General features: G+C 46.8%; 15 protein-coding genes and 1 pseudogene. 9 read left to right on the top strand and 7 right to left on the bottom strand.

Features of this window, described 5'->3' with window-relative positions:
* Window positions 1-566: 566 nt before the first annotated feature.
* From rne to SHD_RS14660, 4 genes and pseudogenes are all read left to right on the top strand, one after another.
* Window positions 567-3,860 carry a ribonuclease E gene (gene rne / locus SHD_RS14670; RefSeq protein WP_052031035.1) on the top strand — a complete coding sequence of 1,098 codons (3,294 nt, stop codon included), beginning with the start codon at window positions 567-569 and terminating at the stop codon, window positions 3,858-3,860.
* Between the two features lie 118 nt (window positions 3,861-3,978).
* Entirely contained in the window at window positions 3,979-4,503 is a 525-nt protein-coding gene (locus tag SHD_RS22115) for a transposase domain-containing protein (RefSeq protein WP_023267842.1), read from the top strand.
* Between the two features lie 18 nt (window positions 4,504-4,521).
* Window positions 4,522-5,007 (top strand): annotated as a pseudogene (locus SHD_RS22110) (IS4 family transposase); the annotation flags it as partial.
* 423 nt (window positions 5,008-5,430) lie between these two features.
* Entirely contained in the window at window positions 5,431-6,990 is a 1,560-nt protein-coding gene (locus SHD_RS14660; protein WP_023267840.1) for a SulP family inorganic anion transporter, read from the top strand.
* 444 nt (window positions 6,991-7,434) lie between these two features.
* On the opposite strand, the gene SHD_RS14655 is transcribed toward SHD_RS14660, so the two are convergent.
* The 3 genes from SHD_RS14655 to SHD_RS14645 all read right to left on the bottom strand — a co-directional run bounded on the left by SHD_RS14655 (window position 7,435) and on the right by SHD_RS14645 (window position 9,606).
* Window positions 7,435-7,644, bottom strand: a complete 210-nt coding sequence (locus SHD_RS14655) for a cold-shock protein (RefSeq protein ID WP_011072720.1) — start codon at window positions 7,642-7,644, stop codon at window positions 7,435-7,437.
* Window positions 7,645-7,950: 306 nt separating this feature from the next.
* Window positions 7,951-8,766 carry a 23S rRNA (guanine(745)-N(1))-methyltransferase gene (gene rlmA, locus SHD_RS14650; RefSeq protein ID WP_039978483.1) on the bottom strand — a complete coding sequence of 272 codons (816 nt, stop codon included), beginning with the start codon at window positions 8,764-8,766 and terminating at the stop codon, window positions 7,951-7,953.
* Window positions 8,767-8,799: 33 nt separating this feature from the next.
* A complete protein-coding gene (locus SHD_RS14645; RefSeq protein WP_023267838.1) occupies window positions 8,800-9,606 on the bottom strand; it encodes a hypothetical protein in 807 nt (268 codons plus the stop codon).
* A 175-nt stretch (window positions 9,607-9,781) separates the two neighbouring features.
* Between SHD_RS14645 and sbcB the strand changes: the two genes are divergently transcribed.
* Complete coding sequence (gene sbcB, locus SHD_RS14640) at window positions 9,782-11,194, top strand: exodeoxyribonuclease I (protein WP_023267837.1); 1,413 nt, start codon at window positions 9,782-9,784, stop codon at window positions 11,192-11,194.
* 212 nt (window positions 11,195-11,406) lie between these two features.
* The gene (cdd, locus tag SHD_RS14635) at window positions 11,407-12,297 is read left to right on the top strand and encodes a cytidine deaminase (protein WP_023267836.1); all 891 of its coding nucleotides are present in this window, start codon (window positions 11,407-11,409) and stop codon (window positions 12,295-12,297) included.
* Between the two features lie 92 nt (window positions 12,298-12,389).
* Here the strand turns inward: cdd and SHD_RS14630 are convergent, their stop codons facing one another.
* The 3 genes from SHD_RS14630 to SHD_RS14620 all read right to left on the bottom strand — a co-directional run bounded on the left by SHD_RS14630 (window position 12,390) and on the right by SHD_RS14620 (window position 13,702).
* On the bottom strand, window positions 12,390-12,596 hold the full coding sequence (locus tag SHD_RS14630; protein WP_039978481.1) for a DUF1289 domain-containing protein: 207 nt from the start codon (window positions 12,594-12,596) through the stop codon (window positions 12,390-12,392).
* Entirely contained in the window at window positions 12,580-12,924 is a 345-nt protein-coding gene (locus tag SHD_RS14625; protein ID WP_023267835.1) for a VOC family protein, read from the bottom strand. Before SHD_RS14625 ends, SHD_RS14630 begins: the two co-directional genes overlap by 17 nt.
* 73 nt (window positions 12,925-12,997) lie before the next feature.
* The gene (locus SHD_RS14620) at window positions 12,998-13,702 is read right to left on the bottom strand and encodes a DUF445 domain-containing protein (protein ID WP_011717477.1); all 705 of its coding nucleotides are present in this window, start codon (window positions 13,700-13,702) and stop codon (window positions 12,998-13,000) included.
* A 352-nt stretch (window positions 13,703-14,054) separates the two neighbouring features.
* On the opposite strand from SHD_RS14620, the gene SHD_RS14615 reads away from it, so the two are divergent.
* The 3 genes from SHD_RS14615 (at window position 14,055) to SHD_RS14605 (ending at window position 18,461) form a co-directional block, all read left to right on the top strand.
* The gene (locus SHD_RS14615) at window positions 14,055-14,435 is read left to right on the top strand and encodes a VOC family protein (protein WP_023267833.1); all 381 of its coding nucleotides are present in this window, start codon (window positions 14,055-14,057) and stop codon (window positions 14,433-14,435) included.
* Window positions 14,436-14,666: 231 nt separating this feature from the next.
* Entirely contained in the window at window positions 14,667-17,870 is a 3,204-nt protein-coding gene (locus SHD_RS14610) for a DUF748 domain-containing protein (protein ID WP_023267832.1), read from the top strand.
* A 234-nt stretch (window positions 17,871-18,104) separates the two neighbouring features.
* The gene (locus SHD_RS14605; protein WP_023267831.1) at window positions 18,105-18,461 is read left to right on the top strand and encodes a glutaredoxin family protein; all 357 of its coding nucleotides are present in this window, start codon (window positions 18,105-18,107) and stop codon (window positions 18,459-18,461) included.
* Between the two features lie 59 nt (window positions 18,462-18,520).
* Here the strand turns inward: SHD_RS14605 and SHD_RS14600 are convergent, their stop codons facing one another.
* Window positions 18,521-19,210: an energy-coupling factor ABC transporter permease gene (locus SHD_RS14600; protein ID WP_023267830.1), complete on the bottom strand. Its 690-nt coding sequence runs from the start codon at window positions 19,208-19,210 to the stop codon at window positions 18,521-18,523.
* Window positions 19,211-19,268: the final 58 nt, after the last annotated feature.

Below are 19,268 nucleotides of genomic sequence, written 5' to 3'. Positions count from 1 at the left end.
TTGTACAACACTTAAGAAGAATTGTGCCTTTCCATTGCTGAATTTTTTGATTATTGCTATATTTCACCAGCGATTAGGGATAAGCCGTGAATAAAGTGTTCACAAGGTCCCAGTCCCAAGTGAAAAGCTTTATAGATTAAAAAAGATTTTCTTGATAGCAACTCATTGATTTGCAAATCGTATACTGAGTAAAAATACCACAAATGCGTTTTTTACGATTAAATCGAGAATCTAACCTGACTTTGACTAGGTTTATCTAAAGTTTTTCTCACCGATTTCGAAATATATTTTAACTTGTCGTCAGACAAACCGATTCGACTTGGGCATTACCGGAACGAAATGAAAGAATTTATGGGGTTGGTTGATGTTTTACAACGAATTCCTTGTTTTTGTAATCATTAAAAAATAAGCCATAAATAGGATGCGACACGCAGCGACTGCGTCTAACAGTAATGCGCACCTTGCCTAGCCACCAGCCGTGAGGCTTCGTTGACCTACTGCTAGGCCCGTAATGCAGCGAAACGCGATTGTTTGATGACCTCCATTTAAAGAAGAATGACGTCATCATGAAACGTATGTTAATCAATGCAACTCAATCAGAAGAGTTGCGTGTTGCCCTGGTTGACGGGCAACAACTGTACGATCTGGATATTGAAAGTCCTGGTCACGAGCAAAAAAAATCCAACATTTACAAGGGTAAAATTACCCGCGTAGAACCCTCTTTAGAAGCCGCTTTCGTTGACTATGGTGCCGAGCGTCACGGCTTTTTACCGCTAAAAGAAATCGCCAGAGAATATTTCCCTAAAGGTTATTCTTTCCAAGGTCGCCCAAACATCAAAGAAGTGGTCAGTGAAGGACAAGAAGTTATTGTTCAGATTGACAAAGAAGAGCGTGGCAACAAAGGGGCAGCACTGACGACCTTTATCAGCCTAGCGGGTTCTTACTTAGTCTTGATGCCAAACAACCCTCGTGCTGGCGGTATTTCTCGCCGTATCGAAGGTGACGAGCGCACCGAATTAAAAGAAGCCATGGCCGATTTAGAAGTCCCTGCGGGTATGGGGCTTATCGTACGTACCGCAGGTGTTGGTAAAGAATCGACTGAACTGAAGTGGGACTTAAAAGTTTTACAGCACCACTGGGCTGCGATTACTGAAGCCGCGCAAAGCAAACCCGCGCCGTTCTTAATTCACCAAGAAAGTAACGTAATTGTACGTGCAATTCGTGATTATCTGCGCCGCGATGTGGGCGAGATCCTAATCGACCACCCACGTATTTTTGAAGAAGCCAAGCAGCATATTGCACTGGTACGCCCTGATTTTGTTGAGCGTGTAAAACTCTACGAAGCCGAAGTGCCATTGTTCACTCACTTCCAAATCGAGTCGCAAATCGAATCGGCATTCCAACGTGAAGTGCGTCTGCCATCGGGCGGTTCGATTGTTATCGACCCGACTGAGGCTTTAACCTCAATCGATATCAACTCTGCCCGCGCAACTAAGGGCGGCGATATCGAAGAAACCGCATTAAATACCAACCTTGAAGCCGCCGATGAGATTGCCCGTCAATTACGTCTGCGTGACTTAGGTGGTCTGGTCGTGATCGACTTTATCGATATGACGCCAGTGCGTCATCAACGTGAAGTCGAAAACCGCCTGCGCGATGCCGTGCACCACGACCGTGCCCGCGTGCAATTAGGCCGCATCTCTCGCTTCGGTCTGATGGAAATGTCGCGTCAACGTCTGCGTCCATCTTTAGAAGAATCGGCTGCGCATATCTGCCCTCGCTGTCATGGCCAAGGCACGATTCGTAGTACCGAATCTTTAGCGCTGTCGATTCTACGTCTGATGGAAGAAGAAGCGATTAAGGAAAACACCTCACAAATCGAAGCCATCGTGCCTGTCGATGTGGCGGCCTTCCTGCTGAATGAAAAACGCAAAGCGATTCGTATCACAGAGCAACGCCATGATGTGGAAGTCTATGTGATCCCAGATCCGCATATGATGACCCCTGATTATCGCGTCATTCGTCACCGCACCGACGATGAAATCGATGAATCTAGCTACAAGCGCATCGAACAGCCAGAAGCCAAGTTATACGAGCCCCGTAAACTGGAACGCACTGCTGCGCCAGCACCTGCCCTAAAAGGCTTTACAGCACCACAGAAAGTCGAACAAGCCGCCGCACCAACTGCCAATAAAGTGGAAGCAACAGAGCCAGGTTTCTTCAGCAAACTGTTCAGTGCCATTGGCGCCTTCTTCAGCTCAAGCGATAAGCCTGCGGCTGAAAAGACCACAGAAACCAAAAAGTCTGACAGTCAAACGGCCAATGCGAACCGTCGTAATCGTCGTAATGACACTCGCCGTACTCGCAATAACCAAGATGCTGACAAAGCGAAAGAAGTCACCCGCGAGCCACGCACCCGCAATGCCAAGAAGTCGGCTGATGCACCTCAGGCTCAGGAGCGTCCAGCTCGTGAAAAAGACGAGAATGCAAAACGCACTAAGCCAGAGCCTAAGAGCCGTAACCAAGCACCAAAAGAAGTGGTAGCAGAGTCTCAAGACGACACGCCAAAGCAAGAAGTGGCCCGTGAGCGTCGTCAGCGCCGTAACATGCGTCGTAAAGTACGCATCGATAACGCCAATGAAACCACTGAAGCGCCAATTCAAGAAGAAGTAGTATTAGCCGAAGTGGCCGCTGTTAATGCTGCCAATACGGAGGTTGCAGCTGAATCACAAGCTGAAACCAAAGCACCGCGCTCACGTCGCCAACCACGCAAAGAAGCTGCGGTTGCCAACGAGACAGCAGAAGCGACTGATACAGTAAGCCAAGCTGAAGCAAGTGCTGAAGTGGCTGTAGAAGCGCCTGTAGTAGAAAACCGTGCTGATGCGCCTGCTGACGTAACAGAAAGCATTAAGACTGAAGCCGAGACCGATGCGGATAACGCAGACGTCAGTGCCGATACAGATGATAAAGCAAAACGTGAATCTCGCGATGGACAACGTCGTAGTCGCCGCAGCCCACGTCATTTAAGAGCAGCTGGTCAACGTCGTCGCCGCGATGAAGATGAGCAAGGCGCCTCTGCACCTGCGCAATTCGTACCAAACGACGCCCTGGGTGAAGATCAGGACTACCCAGCTCCAAGCGCTCAAACGGCAGAGGTAGCTGAGACCACTGAAGCAAAAGCAATTGAAGCCATCGCTGAACCGACTGTGACTTCTCCAGCAGCTGTAGTCGAAGCGGCAGATGTCAGTGTGGTTGCTGAAACCACCGCCAATAAAGCTGTTGAGACTGAAGTTATTGAGGCAGCTGCTACCGAGCAAGTGGCTGAGATTAAAACCGAGGTTGCTGCAACAGAAGCTCCAGCTGACACTGCGGTAAACAACAAGGCTGAGACAAGCGTTAAAACTGAAGAAGTTGCAGTTGAGCCAGTGAAAACTGTAGAAGCGATAACGGAAGCAGTTGTGGCCCCAGCCGAAACTCCAGCTCAAGCGAAAGCTGAAGCAAATGCCGTTGCAGTTGAAGCCGTAACGCCTGAAGCAGACAAAGCCGAAGCAAAAGAAGCCGTGAAATCTGTGGCCTCTGCGCCAATGGCAAAACCTGCTCCTATCGTTAAACCACAGGCAAAAACCGTTGTGACTCAAGCCGCAGCAGCGCCTACAGCAGAAGCTGTGGTGAGCAAACCCAAAGCGGCGAGTCGTTTTGGTTCTATGGTGTCATCAGAAATGACCAAGCCAACGGTAGAAGTTAGAGCTCAGGTAGAAGTGCCAAAAGGTCGCGAGTATGACAATGTCGCCTCCTCCGAAGCTGCTGCGCCTAAACTAAAACACAGCAACAGCGCTGAATCGGATATGGCTCGTCCATAATCCTCAACCTGTTGTGAAAAAGCCATGCACTTGCATTAATGCAGATCGTTTTAAATAGTTGAACGATCTTTCAAGGGCTTCATAATCAGCCGCAACCTAAGTTGCGGCTGATTTTTTTATGTCTGAATTTTCTAAAGAGCTACTTGTTACTGCTGAATTTTGCCAATCGCAGGATATTGATGTATTCGCCAAACATGTTCCCATGGATTGGGTGGCTGAGGCTGTGCAACAAACTGGCAGGGCATCACTTCGAACCCGTCGTTTCCCTGCAGAGCAAGCGGTTTGGTTGGTTCTAGGCATTGGTTTGATGCGTAACCGCTCGATTCAGCAAGTCTGTGATACGCTCTCACTGGCGTTTCCCGACGCCAAGGGGGAGCTCCCGCCACTGGCGACCAGTAGCATCATCAAAGCCAAAGAAAAGTTGGGTTCAGAGCCCATGCGTTATCTGTTCAAAACAACCGCTGCACAGTGGGAAACACAGTGTGAATTTGATGAGATAGCGGGATTGAAATTGCTCAGTGTTGATGGGACGTATTTTAAGACGCATAACACTGAAGAAAACCATCACTTTGGCTTTGCACAAAGCACGGCTTCTTTTCCCTCTGTGCTGGCTGTCACCTTAATGTCTACTCGCAGCCACTGACTTTCTGATGCGGCTTTCGGGCCTGTTACCCACAGTGAAATTCACTACGCACAGCAATTGGTTGGCTCAGCTCCCGAGCATTCGCTCACGTTGTTTGACCGTGGGTTTATGTCTGCCGAATTGCTCATCAGCTGGCAAGGAAGCGGGACTAACACCCATTGGTTAACCCCGATAAAGTCTAAGACCCGCTATAGCATTATCGAGTCATTCTCAGAGTTTGACCATCTGGTTGAGATGCCGGTATCACCCCAAGCTAAACAACAAGCGCCTTATCAGGGCGAGCGCTGGCAAGCCCGCCTTATCCTTATTCCATCACCCAAAGGTGATATCAAAGGGTTTATCACGTCCTGCCTATGTCCCGACACTTACCCAGTGAACGATTTGCTCAAGGTGTATTGGCAGCGATGGGAGATAGAGAGGGGTTATGGTGAGCTGAAGCAATACCAACTGGAAAATAAACCTGTCCTGCGCAGTAAAAAGAAGGATGGGGTGTATCAAGAATGATGGGGGATCTTGACGACCTACAATATTGTTCGGCTAGAGATGGCAGCCATGGCAGTGCAGCATAACGTTGAGCCACAGAGAATAAGTTTCATTAATGCCCTGTTTTTAATCCAGGATGAGTTTGCTTGGAGCGACAGAGGGAGTCCAGGAGCGATCCCACAGCACTTAAAACGACTGAGGGAAAATGGCAAAAGGTTGATTTTACCCCCAAAGAGGAAGCGGCCCAGCTACCCGCGTGTGGTGCTAAAGAAAACGGTGAAATATCCAAGTAAAAATGCCACTCGCTCTTAAGCGAGTGGCATTATGCACTTGTATGGCTTTTTTATTTTCAGCAAATTTAGCCATATTTAAGGTTTAGCTGAATCGGCTTTTTTGTTAGTATGCGCGGCTATTTTGCCAACACAAATCATTAACAGAGGTTTCATGTTCGATCTTTTTCGCCACAAAACATCTAGTCACAAAGCCGATATTCTCTCGGGGCTGACGGTCGCACTTGCGCTTATCCCAGAAGCCGTTGCCTTTGCCTTTGTCGCCAATGTCGAACCTATGGTCGGCCTCTATGCGGCATTTATTATGGGATTGGTTACCGCACTGATTGGCGGCCGCCCAGGCATGATTTCGGGCGCGACGGGGGCCATGGCCGTGGTGATGGTGTCCTTAGTGGTTGAGCATGGCGTGCAATACTTATTTGCCGCTGTGGTGCTGGCGGGGTTAATCCAAATCAGCGCAGGGATATTTAAACTGGGTAAATTTATCCGCATTGTGCCCTATCCTGTAATGATAGGTTTTGTGAACGGCCTCGCCATTGTGATTTTCTTGGCTCAGCTCGGGCAATTTAAAGTCAAAGATGCCGCGGGGGAATTGGTCTGGTTACCGCAAGAGCCTTTGATGCTGATGTTAGTATTAGTCGCGCTGACCATGGCAATTATTTACTTTTTACCCAAACTGACTACTGCGGTCCCCTCATCCTTAGTTGCGATTCTAAGCGTGACCGCTATCGTAGTGGCTTTAGACTTAGACACCCGTAATGTGTTGGATTTTCTTAAAACCATGAGTGGCGATGAGCATGCAACCATCGCAGGTTCACTCCCAAGCTTTGCTGTTCCACAGGTGCCGTTTAACCTTGAGACGCTCTATATCATTCTGCCCTATTCCTTTATTTTAGCCGCCGTCGGATTAATCGAATCCCTGTTAACCTTAACGGTTATCGATGAAATGACCAATACCCGCGGACGCAGCAATAAAGAATGTATAGGCCAAGGCGTGGGCAACATCACCAGCGGCTTTTTTGGGGCCATGGGCGGCTGCGCTATGATTGGTCAATCGATGATTAACATTAACTCGGGTGGCCGTGGCAGATTATCCGGAATTACCGCGGCTATCGGTTTACTGACCTTTATTCTGTTTGGCGCATCTTTTATCGAAATCATTCCGCTTGCCGCTTTGGTTGGGGTGATGTTTATCGTGGTGCTTGGCACATTCGAATGGGCAAGCTTTAAGTTTATGGGCAAAGTCCCTAAAAATGATGCTTTTGTTATCGTGCTCGTGACCACAGTGACCGTTTTTACCGATCTTGCCTTTGCCGTCTTTGTCGGTGTAGTGGTATCAGCGCTTGTGTTCGCATGGCAACATGCCAAGCACATCAGTGTGAAAGTGACCTCAAATAGTCTGGGCTGGAAAGTCTATGAGCTGAACGGCCCATTGTTTTTTGGCTCAGTGGCCAGTTTCCTCGAATTATTTGATGCCTCGCAGGATCCACAGGATGTAATTATCGATTTCAAACATTCACGCGTAGCCGATCATTCAGCATTAGAAGCAATAGATACGCTTGCCGAACGTTATGTTGCGCTGGGGAAAAAATTGCATTTGGTGCACTTAAGTGCCGACTGTAAAGCCTTACTTCACAAAGCAGGCGATCTGGTTGAAGTGAATTTGCTAGACGATCCCCACTATAAAGTCGCTGACGATAAGCTCGACTCTTAAATAAGCACCTAATAAGACCGCAATAACTGCTAACCCACGGTCTGAAGGTTAACTTCGCTAAAAGATCGTGGGTTTATTTTTACAGGCAAAACAAGACTTGATGTGTATCGATATCTGATAACTTAACTATTAAATTCAACTTCCACTACTCAACTTTGGCTAGATAAATAGGCTCCAAAACAGAGGAAAGGAGGTTAAGAGGTTAAGAGGTTAAGAGGTTAAGAGGTTAAGAGGTTAAGAGGTTAAGAGGTTAAGAGGTTAAGAGGTTAAGAGGTTAAGAGGTTAAGAGGTTAAGAGGTTAAGAAAGAATACAGCCTAATCTACTCACAGATATACAAGGCAAGAGTAAAGAAACTTAAAAGCGACACAAATAAAAAGAGCCATGGTATAAACCATAGCTCTTAAATCCCTTGCTATCAGCGCTTAGGCTAACAGCACTGAAAATTAACCGATTACGGTTACGTTTTCAGCTTGAGGACCTTTTTGACCTTGAGTCACAGTGAAAGACACTTTTTGACCTTCGTCAAGAGTTTTAAAACCGTCAGAGTTGATTGCACGGAAGTGTACGAATACGTCTGGACCAGATTCTTGCTCGATGAAGCCAAAACCTTTGTCAGAGTTGAACCACTTAACAACACCAGTAACTTGAGACATGATATAAATCCTGTAAATAAAAAATTAAAGCCTTAACGGCGGTGGAGCTGGAAAATGCCGGTATTACTTATGTTTACAGGACGAACTGGTCGTATTGAACACATAAATATAAGCCCAACCTTCAAGCTAGTAAGACTATAAACCATTCTAAAGATAAGTCAACATACTGCGACACTTTGAAAAATTTATTTAAACCAAGCCCATCTCAGGTTTTGCCACCGGCTCGCAGAACAGCATGTTCTTACGGCGTAAGCATCGACAGTTAAGCATTTTAAATAATTTATTTCAATAGCTTAAAATCAACCTCTAGACTGAAATGCGATGTACTTCAATCTGAAAGTCTAATTCGCAGCTTAATCCGCTCTGTGCAAATGTGTGCTTTTGTTCGGCCGTAAACTTCCAAGCGTAGGGGGTCATTTCCAGAAAATGGCTAATATCTTGGCTATTATTTAGCTCAAGTTGTGACATAAGGCGCTCTAGGTGTAAACATTCGAACCCCGCAATCTTGGCATCGGACGCGGGATGCAATCTCGGTTCGGCATAAATTTGCTGTTTCAGCGCAAAATGATGTAAAGGCCCTGGCGATACTGTGATCAAAATGCCATTGGGCGCCATGACCCGCTGTAACTCTTCCACCTTCGATGGCGCATAAATACGAATCGCTAAATCGATACAATGCGATGGAATGGGCATTTCGTAGGCGCTCGCCACACAAAAGCTGAGATTCGAGTACCGTTTAGCCGCATATTTTATCGCCGATTTGGAGATATCCACGCCTTGTAATTGGCAAGGATGCACGGCGGTAAGCGCATTGTACAAACGATGGCTGTAATAGCCCTCACCACAGCCGATATCGAGGATCCGCTGCGCCTCGCTGGCATATTCAAGCGCCAACGCATTCACTCTGTCACTTAAGCTTTGATAGTAACCCGCAGTTAAAAACTCCCTACGGGCCAACATCATCTGTTGATTGTCGCCGGGATCTTTGGAATTTTTCTTCTGCACGGGAAGCAGATTCACATAGCCTTCTTTGGCCATGTCGAACTTGTGTGCCTGCGGGCATCCCCAGGTTCGTTCAGTCAAGGTGAGCGGTAAAGCACACAAAGGACATATATATTGCATTGGTTAACTCTATAAATGATTGGAATGTATGGCTTATGCCTCATCTTCCATGAGTCGCTCCACCATTTGCAGTAATTCTGGGGAGGCGAGCAGCTCAAAACATTCGAGCTTCCTTAAGGCTTTATCGATATTCAAACCGTCATTCGCTGCACGATTAAAGTTGGGGCGCTCGGACAGATGCGTATAAGTGCGAAATAACCATTGGCGCTTTTGTTGCAGTAAGGGATCAAGTCGCACTGCCTCTTCGGCTAACCCCGAATGACTATGCCCCAACTCTCCCCGCAAAAACGCTTGTAGTTCGAGCCGCACTTGCTCAATTTCAGTCAAACATACTGCCAAGTATTCAGCGGTAGCATTATAGTCATATTCCCGCGCTAATATCGCTTTCGCCATCATCAACACTTTGGGCTCATGTAAACCTCTTCCATCGGACTCGAGGGCGACCAGCTCAAACTTAGAGGCTGCTTGCAGTGACACACTGATCCCAGCCTGCGCATCGACTTTAATAACAATACCCGCCCGCAGTTCCTGCGCGCAAAATTTGGGTGCTGTGCCTAGACGATGGTAAAGCCGAACTCCTTGCCCCAAGCGTCTTGACGTTGATGAAGCACAACCTGTCGCTTCTACTATCTCGGCATTGAGTTTGAGTCCTAAGATAGGCTGAAAGCGGACGGCAATCTGCGGCTGCGGTGTTTCAGACACCACAATCAACTCGAGCAATGGTCCCCCCATCGCCTCAAGCACAATAAAATCACTGATATTGCTGGGCAAGGTTAAGGTCAGCGTCGAGCTCTGCCCAACGTCGAGTACCATAGGTTCATTAAGATATTGATGATGCATAAGACTCATTCCCTGTTCTAAGGGGAATTGTAACTGCCAACCGAGGTAAAGATCACCTCTTAAGCGCTTATCTTTTCAATATAATTTCTCAATCTCTGTTTTTGCTAATGAATATTGCAGTGAGTTTAAGTGTTAAGATGCTATCATTCGATAAAACCGTCATTTGATTGAAATTATGTATACAGCATCTCAGCCAAGTATTTTTTGGCACGATTATGAAACCTTCGGAGCTAATCCCGCCAAGGATAGACCGGCCCAATTTGCCGGGATCCGCACAGACTTAGATCTCAATATCATCAGTGAACCCGAGACTTTTTACTGTAAACAATCAACGGATTATCTCCCCTCGCCCGAAGCCATTTTAATCACAGGGATCACACCACAATTAGCCAATTTAAAGGGGTTGCCTGAAACCGAGTTTATGGGCCGTATTCATACACTCTTTAGCCAACCGAATACCTGTGTCGCAGGCTATAACTCCTTACGTTTTGACGATGAAGTCACCCGCTACGGTTTCTACCGTAACTTTATCGACCCCTATGCCCGCGAGTGGCAAAATGGCAATACACGCTGGGATATCATCGATTTAGTCAGAGCTTGCTATGCGTTTAGACCAGACGGGATCCATTGGCCATTAAAAGAAGATGGCTCGACCAGTTTTAAGTTAGAGCACCTGACGCAAGCCAATGGTTTAAGCCATGAAAAAGCCCACGATGCCATGTCCGATGTGTACGCCACCATTGCCATGGCCAAACTGATTAAAGAAAAGCAACCCAAGTTATATCAATACTATTTTGAGCTGCGCCGTAAACAGGCCGTGAGTGCCCAAATCGATGTGTTGAATATGCAGCCGCTTGCCCATGTAAGCTCCAAAATCAGTGCGCAGCAGGGGTGTACAACTCTTATTGCCCCCGTTGCCCACCATCCAAGCAACAAAAACGCCATTATTTGCGTTAACTTAGCCATGGATTTAAGCCCACTATTTGAGTTAGATGTCGAGCAAATAAAGACTCGCATGTATACGCCAAGAGCCGAACTTGCCGCAGATGAGTTACCTATCCCAGTCAAACAAGTTCATCTTAACAAATGTCCTTTTATTACCTCGGCCAAGATTTTGGATGATGCCCAGGCAGAAAGACTCAATATCGATAAAGCCTTTGCGAGAGAACAATACAAACGCTTAAAGGCTCACCCAGAATTGCGGGAAAAACTGGCACAACTCTTCGAGCATGAAGGCGAAGTCACAACCACAGATCCTGACTTAATGCTGTATTCGGGTGGTTTTTTCAGCCCCGCCGATAAAGCCAAGATGGAGATCATTCGCCATACCTTGCCACAAAATTTAGCGGCGCTGGATCTGCAGTTTGATGATGGACGCATACCCGAGATGCTGTTCCGCTATCGGGCACGTAACTACCCAGAGCAGCTGAATGATCAAGAAGCTCAGCGTTGGCGCAGCTTCTGCCAACAACGTTTGAGCGATCAAGATTATTTACTCAAACTTGAAAATCTGCTGCAAGATACCGAGGGTGATGAACACAAACAGAAGTTACTCGCAGCCCTGTGTCACTATCTACGCGGGCTCTAAAGCTACACGCACTCTACAACACTGATAGCGAATCGCTAAGCAGAGAGTTCAATCAGATAAGACAGTTATTTAACGCCAGACATTGATAACTTCTTTCAGTTGTCACTTATCTGGCGTTAAATTGAGGTATAAACGCGAACTAAATCGCATTTATACCGTAACAAAATTACTAGAATGTTCTTCCATGAACTTAACAAACAAGGAGTCGGGAAATGCAAGATAGATTTATCAAAAGCATAACCCAGCTGCCAACCCCATTGGCTGACGCATTAATTCCGCTTTTACATCAAAACTTTGCGGGACATATTAATGCACAGCAACTGGCAGAGTTAGTCCAAAGCAGCAAAATGACTGAAGCCGAAGTATTACTAGCGCTACTGCCTATTGCCGCCGCCTTAGCGAAACCGCCGATCAGCGAGTTTTATGTCGGCGCGATTGCCAAAGGGAAAAGTGGTGACATCTATATGGGCGCCAACCTAGAACTCCCCGGCGAGGCCCTGTTCCACTCTGTACATGCGGAGCAAAGCGCCATCAGTCACGCATGGTTAAGTGGCGAGAGCCAAATTGTCGACATGATAGTCAATGCCAGCCCCTGCGGTCATTGCCGTCAGTTTATGAACGAACTCGTCGAGGGTGGCCAAATCAAGATCCATTTGCCCTCGCAAGACAGCCATTTACTGTCCTATTACCTACCCTATGCGTTTGGGCCGAAGGACTTAAATGTGCAGTCACCCTTGCTGGTCAAGCAGGAAACAGAATTTGCTCTCGATAGCAGCGATCCTATGGTGATCGAGGCGTTAGATCATGCGGGCTTAAGCTATGCGCCTTATACCCATAGTTACGCGGCCGTTGTATTGGAAACCGCCGATGGTGCAACCTATTGTGGTCGCTACGCTGAAAACGCGGCATTTAACCCTTCGATGCTGCCAATGCAGATGGCCCTATCGAATCTCACTCGACATAACCGTGATTTTGGCGAAATTCGCCGAGCGGTGTTGGTAGAATCATCACAGGGAAAAATCAGTTTAGTGGGCGCAGCAATGGATGCTTTACATGCCGTTGCCGCCATTGAGCTGGAACATATTGTGGTTGACCCCGTTTAACCCCCGTTTAACGAGAATCCTACGGCGCTTTAGCTTTATCCCTTCGTATTCACTAACGCGCCGTATTTTTCTCTTACTATTAAGTCACTTAGCTAACGATTAGCGCTTCGTTTTGTCTCGAATGCAACCTTTCGCTCGGCCATTCTGAAATAACAGTCATTGCGCTGCGACTGCGTCATAGTGCGCCAAGCTAAAATCTCATCCAAATGCCTAAAGCAGCCCATACAGATATCTTGCTCATCAAGGCAGCAATTTCGCACACAGGGATGTTCGAGGTGGTTACTATGACCAGACCGCATATTCGTTGCCAGCTGGCTCAATAAAATGAAAACGCCGTCCGCCGGGGAAGCTGAAAATATCTGTACTGATAGCGCCGCCCGCTGCCTTCACCGCTGCTTGTGTCTGTTCTAAGTCCTTGCTGTACAACACGATCAACGGACAACCTTTTTCGAGGTTAAAACTCACCTCAGCTTGATAAAAACCACCCGTGATCCCCGCATCAATAAAACAGCTGTACTGCGGGCCGTAATCCTCAAAGCGCCAACCAAATACCGTATTAAAGAAGGCCTTCGAAAGACCAATATCTGTGGTGGGGATTTCTAAATAATTAATACTGTGATGATCCATAATCTTCCCTGCTCATGATTAATCAAACAAAAAGGGAGCCAATGCTCCCTTTAGTATGCTGGCTATTGCCAGATTAACCTTGTACTAAGGCGGCGACAAGTCCGATGGCGCCACCAAATACCCCGCCCCACACTACGAGCCAGCCTAAATGTGTTTGGATCATCTCCTGCACGATTTGCTTAACCATTTGCGGCGTTAATTCATTTAGGCGTTGTTCAACGATATTGGCGATCTTCGTTTGTAGATCGGCCATTACATTCGGCTGTTCAATTTCTTGTTTCAATAAGTTGCGGAACTGCTCACTCTCGGACATTTCCACCAAAGAGGCTTTCATCTTCTCGATAAAGGGTTCCTTTAACGGCATTAACGCCTCTGTACCGCCAAACATAGATAACATGCCCCCGAAGGAAGATTGTGCCACAGTATTAACTAAGGCATCAAAGGATGGCGCTAAGTCCACTTTATCAATCACAGGCGCTAAATCGATTTGGCTAATTCCCTCTTTTTCCGACAGAAAACGGTCGATATTCTCAGTGGTGAAGAACTGTTTCATCATAAGATGTGCAATCCCCGCTTTGAATTCTTCAAAACGCGATGGCACGACGCCCGAACCGTACAAACCTGGGACCTTCTCAAACAGCATATACACCGCAAGCCAGTTAGTAATGGCGCCAGATAAAGCAAATAAACCAACATTAAACAGAATGGGTTGGCTCAATGCGTATCCCAATGCAACGCAAATGGCCGCTAGCACATTTGTCACTAAACTCTTATTCAATCTTACTCCCCTCTTAAGCTATCGATGCGATTGCAAATGGCGCTAGTTTAACAAGCGAAGGGGATGTAGGTCTAATGCTGAAAAAGGATGAGAAATGGAGCCGAATACCGATAAAACATCGCGCAAACCCAGCTAACTCAAGCACTAGCTGGGTTAGCCTTACATCGCTAACAGCGAGTGGGGTCAATGAGGTTATTTCATTAATTAACATTAACTTAGTTTAATGATTTTTAGGAAAAATAATTGCAGATTTATCGCGCAGCTTAGGAATTATTGAAAAGCATCGTCTACACTGAAAGTGACCATTGCATTACAACATGACTCAATAACTTAAAACATAAGGGCTGCGCTTATGGACTCTGCATTTAATACCGCTGGAGCTTTAGGTTGGCATGAACTCACAACCCACAATACCGAAGAAGCCATGCGTTTTTACGGTGAAGTATTTGGTTGGCAGTTTAGAACGGTAAAAATGCCCCACGGGCAGTATCATTTGATCGAAAATCAAGGCTTGGGTATTGGTGGTATTACCGATAATCTGATCCCGTCATTGCCTTCTCATTGGACTGGCTATGTTACCGTCGCCGATGTGGATTTGGTCGCAATAAATGCCAAAAAACTCGGTGGTGATATTCTCTTTGGCCCAGAGGATATTCCTAAAGTGGGCCGCTTTTGTTGGATAAAAGATCCACAGGGCGCCATTATCGCGGCGATAAGTTACCTCTCAGCCTAGAGCGCCCCTCTTGCATATAATTACGCTTAATAGGCAGATAAGGTTACTGCTGTGAGCAAAACGTTATCTTTTAATATTGCTTGACGTTCAAACTCGTTACCATAAGGTAATGCTCAGATTTAATTGGAAAAACTAAAAACAACTCATGTACAGATGAGCATTATTCGCTAGAATAGTCGCATTTATTGATAGATTTCGCGCCTACGTGCGTATTGGAGCCTTAATCTCACTATGTTGACTCAGCTATCACGGTTAAAACTGGCGTTCTTTAGCCGTCCTCGATACCAACGAGTTCTCGCCTATTTAACGATAATCTACTTAAGTTACCTGATTATCCTTGGACTGGTACTCCCCAAGGCCGTAGTGTCTTTCGCCCCAGAGAAGCTTGCAGAAGTACTGGGTCGTCCTGTGACATTACAGAATATGCGGGTCAATCCTTTTACCTTCCAAGTCAATATCGAACAGTTCGAAGTTAAAGAGAAAGATAATCAAGCTTTTGCGGGATTATCTCAGCTGCAGTTTGAAGTCAACTTTTGGCAGTCGGTATTTAATCAAGCCGTGGTGATTGATCATATCCAGCTGCAAGGTCCCTTCGCCAATATGAGTCGGTTTCAAACCCAAGGGAAAACCCAGTTTAACTTCGACGATATTATTACCACCCTCAATCAGGCTAAAACGCCGAGTGAGCCTGAAACCGCTACAGAAAGTACCCACCCACCGCGAGTGATATTAGGTGAATTCCGCTTAACGGCGGGCAAAGTCAAATTTGATGATAAAATCACTAAGGCTTTGGTTGATTACCCCAATATCAACTTCAAACTCAGTCAGTTAGATACTGAGTATTTGATGACGGCCAATCCGGCTAGCCCTACAAATACTCAAGCGACGACATCTCAGGATAAGCCTACAACTCAGGCCAACTCTACATCGAATCCTGCGAGCATTCTGCATAACCAATTTGTCGCGCAGTTGCAGGATGCCCATGCGGGCGAAGTCAGCCTTGCCGGACAATTCCAGCTTTTCCCTTTTAAGCTTGTCGGGGATGCACAGCTCGCCAAACTGCAACTCGCCCCACTCTGGCCATTTGTAGCTGACCAATTCAAGGTAAAACTGGCGGCGGGTGAACTCAGTATCAGCAGTCATTACCAAGTTGAGTTACCGACGGATGGTAACCTACAACTTACAGCCGATCGCAGCCAAGTGATTGTAGAGAAAGTTGATTTACTCAATGGCGACCAGTCCGTTATCGCCTTACCCTTGCTAGCGATTGATGGAATTAACCTCAACCTCACCAAGCAGCGCGTCGACATTAAGCAAATCCACAGTGAGGGCTTAAGCCTTAAAGCCAAGCTGGATGAACAAGGCATCGATTTAGCGCAGCTGTTAATGCCAAAAACTATGGCTGCCAGCACAGATACCATAACGCCGAACATGTCAGTTGAAGCACAAACACCAGAGGCGACAGTTGAAACGAACGCGTCAGTCGCATCGGCTTCACAAGCGGTCTCGGATACGAGCGCAACCGAACAGCAAGATGCTTGGTTAGTGACTCTGGGCGGCCTGAGTATCGAAAACTACGATATTCACCTTGAGGAACATAAACTCACCCAAACCGCACAGCAATGGCGTGTTTATCCCCTTAATTTTACAACACAAGCCATTGTGAGTGATTTAAAAGCGCCCATCGAATACGAGCTTTCCTTTGCTCTAAATGATAAAGGACGGTTTATCTCCAAGGGGCAAGTCGATGTGCCCAGTGAGTCAATTAACGCTGACCTTAAAGTCGAGCGGCTCGCCTTAGCCCAATTCCAACCTTACCTTGCGCCCTATGTGAATATGCAGCTCAGCAGCGGCCTGTTCAGCAGTGAGGGTAAGCTAAATGCCGACGGTAAAGGCAAAGCGATTTATCAAGGCAGTGTTGAACTGGATGATTTGAGTATCCTCGACAACATTCGTAAAGCCCCTTTGGTTAAATGGCAAAAAATGCATATTAATCAGCTCGATTTCGACCAACAGCTGAATAAAATTAATATCGACCATTTAAGCTTTAATCAGCCCTACGCTAAGGTAGTTATCGCTAAGGATCGCACGACCAATATCAGTAATCTGATTGTGGAAACGCCTGCGACTGACGCCCCTAAGACGACTGCGACAACGGCCAAGACAGAGGTCAAGCTGCAGAGCAGCCCCGATGCAACGGCTAAGCAGCCCGAGTTAAGCTTAGATATTCAGAAAATCAGCTTTAACCAAGGCTCGGCATTTTTCGCCGATAACTCACTCACGCCTAACTTTGCCTCTGGCATTGAGCAGCTTGAAGGCAATATCAGCCACTTATCCTCCAAACCCGGCACTACAGCATCGGTCGATATTAAAGGGAAAATCGATCGGTATGCGCCAGTGACCTTAAAAGGGGATATTAACCCACTACTGGATAAGCCTTATCTTGACTTAGACCTAGTGTTTAAGAGTGTCGAGTTAACCTCTGTCAATCCTTATTCAGGCACCTATGCAGGCTATTACATCGATAAGGGGCAATTATCCTTAGCACTCAACTACAAACTGGAGCAAAACCAACTCAAGGGCAGCAACCACTTAGTGATTGATCAGCTCAAACTAGGTAAACGCAGCAACAGTGACTTAGCCACCAGTTTGCCCGTGACATTAGCGATTGCTCTGTTGCAGGACCGCCACGGCGTGATAGACCTTGGGATGGAAGTCTCCGGCGACTTAGACTCCCCCAGCTTTAGTGTCGGCAGCATTATCATGACGGCCATCACCAATGTGATCACCAAAGCCGTGACAGCGCCCTTCTCTTTCCTTGCGGGTCTGGTAGGCTCAGATGAAACATTGGATAAAATCCCCTTCAATCCAGGGCAGTTTGTACTCAGCCCAACTGAGCAGGAAAGCTTAGATAAACTTGCTAAAGGCTTGGACGATCGCCCAATGCTCAAATTGAGTCTTGAGGGCAGCGTGGATGCCGTCAAGGATAGCCAAGCGATTGCCGAGCGCATGATGAAGCGCAAGCTGGCCACGCTAGCCAATCTGCCACTGACGGAATTACCCGCAGATCTCAGTCCGAGCCAATTCCCAAGCGAAGGCCCTCTGGCCGATGCGCTGGTCAAACTGTACGAGCAGGAAGTCAAAACCAATCCGGATGATGTGAAAGACACTATTGTTGCCGAGACCAAAGATACGCCACTGAGCAAAGAAGAACTCACCACTCGTTGGCATATTGCGCTGTATAACCTTACGCTCAAAGCGCAAACCGTCAGCCCCGATAGATTGGGAGATTTAGCGCAAGAAAGAGCAAAAGCGGTTAAAGCCTATCTTGTCGACAGTAAAGGGATCGCGCCAGAGCGGATTTTCCTACTCGAGAGCCGCGTCACCTTGAGCCAAGATGCGGCGCAGGTGAATATGAGTATCGACGCAAACTAAATACTCACCAACACCAAAACATGGATAATAAAGCGCCCAGTGATCACTGGGCGTTTTTGTAACTAAAGTCAACTAACTGCGTCAGTCTCAAGTGCTTGGCCTCACGCATCCCTTAGGTTACACTCTGCGGCTTTATGAGAGCGGAATCACACTTCGCCAAGTCTTTTCGACAACACAATGCCCTTTTGCACCACCCATACTGCGGCGCGCTAACACACTTTATTCGAGGTAATTATGTTTATTATTCGCTGGATTTTAGGTCGGATCATTTTGCTACTGAACTTTGTGTTCACCCCAAAGAAGCGCAAACGCCCACAGGCAGAACAACAACAGATTGACGCCCAGACCCAAGCGCTGGCCTTATATCAGTACAATGCCTGCCCTTTCTGCGTGAAAGTGCGCCGCGCTATGCGTCGTCAAGGACTGAATATTCAAACGGTGGATGCAAAACAATCTCCGCACAAAGATGAGCTTATCGCTCAGGGTGGTAAACAACAGGTTCCTTGTTTACGCATCGAAGAAAACGGCCAAGTACACTGGCTGTATGAGTCAAAAGAAATTATTAATTACTTAGATCAACGCTTTGCCTAAATGGAATGCGCGCCCTATGGCGCGCTTTTTATTTGCGCCTTTCTTTACTTATGCCACGTTTATTTACGCCAAAGATATTCGCGATCGGAATAGTCAAACAACCATTGGGGTTGGTACACCACGAGCAACGTCACCGCCATACCATTGAGCAGCGCTTCAGGGAACGCTAATAGCGGGATTAACATCAGATAGTTATCAATCAACACGCCCCAATCATAATCCATTGACAACCACAGCCAGAATGCCCAACTAAATTGATGAAAAACCGTCGACAAGCCAGCGTTAATAAAGGCGCCGACAAAAATAAACACAAAAATATGCTTAGGAAACAAATGATAACTACGGCTGTAGAGGATAAAGGCACAAAACAGCGGAATAGCGATAGCAAATAAGCTAAAAGCCCCAAACTCGGCGGGCTGCTTTAACACAAACACACTGAAAAATGCGCTCGGTAGCAGCAAGGCAACCGTGGCTAAACGCCAACCAAACATCAGTAGGCAAGTGACTATGCCTAAGAAGTGTAAATGCAATCCCACTTGAATACTGGCATTGAGCAACCACAGGGTATTCACTGCAATCAGGGTCAATAACAGCCGCCATTGTAAGCCTTTGTCCTTAAGTACTTGCTGTAGCTCCTCCTTAGGCCAGATGGCATAAATCCACAGCGCCAGTAGCAATAGACTTAGGCACTGCAATGGGCTGATATCCCATTCGATTTGTGCCAAACGATTCGCCCAAAAGTCCAACATGAAAAAGGCTCCCTTAGAGTAACGCCATTCGGCGTTCTAAAGTGGTAAAGAGAAGCGG

Origin of the sequence: Shewanella decolorationis S12, from assembly GCF_000485795.1 — a bacterium.
Classification (GTDB): Bacteria; Pseudomonadota; Gammaproteobacteria; order Enterobacterales; family Shewanellaceae; genus Shewanella; species Shewanella decolorationis.
Note: the sequence above shows the minus strand (reverse complement) of the source record. Positions and strands in the feature narration are given on the sequence as shown.

What these genes read in the sequence shown, in the direction of transcription:
- rne (WP_052031035.1), top strand. Translation starts at nt 567, where the DNA reads ATGAAACGTATGTTAATCAATGCAACTCAATCAGAAGAGTTGCGTGTT.
- SHD_RS22115 (WP_023267842.1), top strand. Translation starts at nt 3,979, where the DNA reads ATGTCTGAATTTTCTAAAGAGCTACTTGTTACTGCTGAATTTTGCCAA.
- SHD_RS14660 (WP_023267840.1), top strand. Translation starts at nt 5,431, where the DNA reads ATGTTCGATCTTTTTCGCCACAAAACATCTAGTCACAAAGCCGATATT.
- SHD_RS14655 (WP_011072720.1), bottom strand. Translation starts at nt 7,644, where the DNA reads ATGTCTCAAGTTACTGGTGTTGTTAAGTGGTTCAACTCTGACAAAGGT.
- rlmA (WP_039978483.1), bottom strand. Translation starts at nt 8,766, where the DNA reads ATGCAATATATATGTCCTTTGTGTGCTTTACCGCTCACCTTGACTGAA.
- SHD_RS14645 (WP_023267838.1), bottom strand. Translation starts at nt 9,606, where the DNA reads ATGCATCATCAATATCTTAATGAACCTATGGTACTCGACGTTGGGCAG.
- sbcB (WP_023267837.1), top strand. Translation starts at nt 9,782, where the DNA reads ATGTATACAGCATCTCAGCCAAGTATTTTTTGGCACGATTATGAAACC.
- cdd (WP_023267836.1), top strand. Translation starts at nt 11,407, where the DNA reads ATGCAAGATAGATTTATCAAAAGCATAACCCAGCTGCCAACCCCATTG.
- SHD_RS14630 (WP_039978481.1), bottom strand. Translation starts at nt 12,596, where the DNA reads ATGCGGTCTGGTCATAGTAACCACCTCGAACATCCCTGTGTGCGAAAT.
- SHD_RS14625 (WP_023267835.1), bottom strand. Translation starts at nt 12,924, where the DNA reads ATGGATCATCACAGTATTAATTATTTAGAAATCCCCACCACAGATATT.
- SHD_RS14615 (WP_023267833.1), top strand. Translation starts at nt 14,055, where the DNA reads ATGGACTCTGCATTTAATACCGCTGGAGCTTTAGGTTGGCATGAACTC.
- SHD_RS14610 (WP_023267832.1), top strand. Translation starts at nt 14,667, where the DNA reads ATGTTGACTCAGCTATCACGGTTAAAACTGGCGTTCTTTAGCCGTCCT.
- SHD_RS14605 (WP_023267831.1), top strand. Translation starts at nt 18,105, where the DNA reads ATGTTTATTATTCGCTGGATTTTAGGTCGGATCATTTTGCTACTGAAC.
- SHD_RS14600 (WP_023267830.1), bottom strand. Translation starts at nt 19,210, where the DNA reads ATGTTGGACTTTTGGGCGAATCGTTTGGCACAAATCGAATGGGATATC.